The 2,732-nt window shown below is 41.1% G+C and carries 2 protein-coding genes; both read right to left on the bottom strand.

Annotated elements, in window-relative coordinates:
* Positions 1-121: 121 nt before the first annotated feature.
* A complete protein-coding gene (gene rplI / locus ABFX15_RS03870; protein WP_346024186.1) occupies positions 122-571 on the bottom strand; it encodes a 50S ribosomal protein L9 in 450 nt (149 codons plus the stop codon).
* A gap of 23 nt (positions 572-594) precedes the next feature.
* The gene (locus ABFX15_RS03865) at positions 595-2,589 is read right to left on the bottom strand and encodes a DHH family phosphoesterase (RefSeq protein ID WP_346024185.1); all 1,995 of its coding nucleotides are present in this window, start codon (positions 2,587-2,589) and stop codon (positions 595-597) included.
* Positions 2,590-2,732 lie beyond the last annotated feature (143 nt).

Genomic DNA, 2,732 nt, shown 5'->3' with positions numbered 1-2,732 from the left:
GCTAACAGTTCCTACTGCCAAGTCTGTAGTGGACTTTCACCACCAAGTTGTCGCCCATGCCGGGCGCACGAACAAAAAAAGATGACCTCAGTCGGGCCATCTTTTAATGGTATCACATGCTTTAGCTTATTGCTGTTACTCTAACTGTCAGCTCAGCAGATACTTTTTTATGAAGTTTAATTTCAACGTGCTGAGTCCCTACAGAACGCATTGGAAGTGGCTGATTGATTTTTCGTTTGTCGACCTTTATTCCAAGCTGTTTTTCAAGTTCTTTTGCAATCTGCTTAGTGGTCACTGAACCGAACAGTCGGCCATCTTCTGCAGCTTTTGCTTTTATTTCAATCGAGCCGTTTTCAATCGTTTCTTTATCTTTTTCTGCAGCTTCAAGAATTTCCTGTTCTTCTCTTTTCTGAGCTTTCTTCTTCATATTCAGTTCCTGCTTAGCTCCGGAAGTTGCTTCCTTAGCCAGACCTTTCTTCAGCAAAAAGTTATTGGCGTATCCGTCAGATACATTTTTAACTTCACCTTTTTTTCCCGTTCCTTTAACATCTTTTAATAGAATAACTTCCATAGTCAAGTCTCCTTCTCTGTTCTTTAATCGAGTTGAGCATTTATAACTTCTTTTAATTCTTCTATTATTTCTGAAACACTTTTTCCGTCAATCTGTGTGGCTGCATTGGACAGATGTCCCCCGCCACCCATTTTTTCCATGATGATCTGTACGTTGATCTTACCTAAGCTTCTTGCACTGATTCCTACCATATCTTCAGAGCGTCTGGTAACGACGAATGCCGCTTCTACTCCTGACATACTCAGCATCGTATCTGCCGTCTGAGCAGAGGTGACAGTATCGTAAATCGTCTCGTTGTCTCCGCTGGCAATGGCTACTCCATCTCGAACAAACTCAATTGTTTCGATCAACCTGCTTCGCTGCAGGTACTTCTCAGGGTCTTCTTTCAACAGACGGTGAATCATAGTAGAATTCGCTCCTACAGACTGAAGATAACTTGCTGCATCAAACGTTCTGGATCCTGTTCTTAAACTGAAGTTGTTTGTATCAACGACGATTCCGCCTAGCATAGCTGTAGCTTCTATTCGATTGATCGGATCACCGTCTGTTGAGACATACTCAAACAATTCAGTGATCAGTTCAGCTGTTGATGAAGCATATGGTTCAATATAAACAAGAAGTGGATTCTCTGTAAATTCTTCTCCTCTTCTGTGATGATCGATAACCATATTCTTCTTAGTTTTTTTAAGCAGGTTCGGTGCAATTGAGAGCACAGGTTTGTGATGATCGACCAGTACGACCAGATCATTGGGACCTATCCGCTTCTCGGCATCGGCAGGAGAAATGATGTTCTTCTTCACCTGCTCGTGTTTCTGAATCTCGCTCATCAGTTTGGCTACATCATCACTTAAGTCATCCTGATCTACTACGACGTATACCTTTTTTTTAAGCATCATTGCTATCCTGGCAACGCCCAACGAAGATCCTATAGCGTCTAGGTCGGGATTCTTGTGTCCCATGACGAATATCTGTTCACTGTCGTTCATCAGTTTCTGCATAGCTTGACTGATCATGCGCGACCGGACACGGGTCCGTTTTTCCATAGGATTTGTCTTGCCCCCATAGTATCTGGGTTCTTCATCTACAGCTTTCACTATTGCCTGATCTCCACCTCGGCCTAAAGCCAAATCAAGATTACTTTGCGCAAGGTCTGCCAGCTTGTCAAAGGTAGCATCCCCGTAGGAAAGTCCCAAGCTGATTGTTAACGGCAAGTTCCTTTTGGATGTGCGATCTCGGATATTATCAATAATATTGAACTTCTCTTTTTCAAGACGTTCCAGTTCTTTTCTGTTCAGTAAGAGGAAGTAACGATCTGAAGATATCCGCTTATAGAATATTCCGTGCTGCCTGCCCCAGTTTGAGAAATATGTGGTCAGCATGCTGTCGAATCCAGATACGCCTCTGTCATCAAGCCCTTGAGTAATTTCGTCATAGTTATCCAGAAATAACCAGCCGACAACTGCACGGGCATCTTCATACTTTTCCTTAATCGTGGCATATTCAGTAATATCCATAAGATAAATCGCATGGATGTCTTTCTGAACAGTAACCTGGTAGATTTTATTTTCCCATTCAATCAGATTATTGTGGTTCGATGAATCGCTGTAACAGTCGAATAATTCTTCATGGATTTCTTCAAGTGTCTCACCCAGAACATTATCAGTCTTTACCAACTGTGTCTGCATATAGGGGTTCAACCACTCGACCTGATTCTTTTCATTCAATAAAAGGATTCCAATAGGCATCTTAATCAGAGCTTCCTGCTCACCACGCTTAATTCGGTAAGAAAGATTCTTGATGTATTCATTGAGCTCTTTTATATAGATATTCCCTATACGCCAGAAAACTATTAGAGTAATGACAAAGAGAACCAGCATGATTGCTCCAAGCCACAGATACGCGATAAAACTCATTAGCGTCATAATCAATTGTATGGCAAGGGCAAAAAATATAATCAGACGTAATGACGGGTCTTTCAGAAACTTTGGAAGACTGTCTTCCTTCAATTTATTGTTCATAGTTTCTCCTTTTAGCCCATTTTCCTTTATTCTATCATCTTTCGCCCATCTATTCTATATGTGATAAGCATTTATATGTGTAAAGTTATTCTCGGAAATTTATTCTAGAAATCTGAAACGCAGTTTATTGTTTTTGTCTTTCT

It is taken from the genome of Alkalibacterium indicireducens (assembly GCF_039522005.1).
In the GTDB taxonomy this organism is placed as follows: Bacteria; Bacillota; Bacilli; order Lactobacillales; family Carnobacteriaceae_A; genus Alkalibacterium; species Alkalibacterium indicireducens.
The sequence above is the reverse complement of the archived record's forward strand: the minus strand, read 5'-3'. Positions and strand labels throughout refer to the sequence as shown.

Bases quoted from the DNA above. Each gene is read 5' to 3' on its own strand.
- rplI (WP_346024186.1), bottom strand. From the start codon at position 571: ATGGAAGTTATTCTATTAAAAGATGTTAAAGGAACGGGAAAAAAAGGT.
- ABFX15_RS03865 (WP_346024185.1), bottom strand. From the start codon at position 2,589: ATGAACAATAAATTGAAGGAAGACAGTCTTCCAAAGTTTCTGAAAGAC.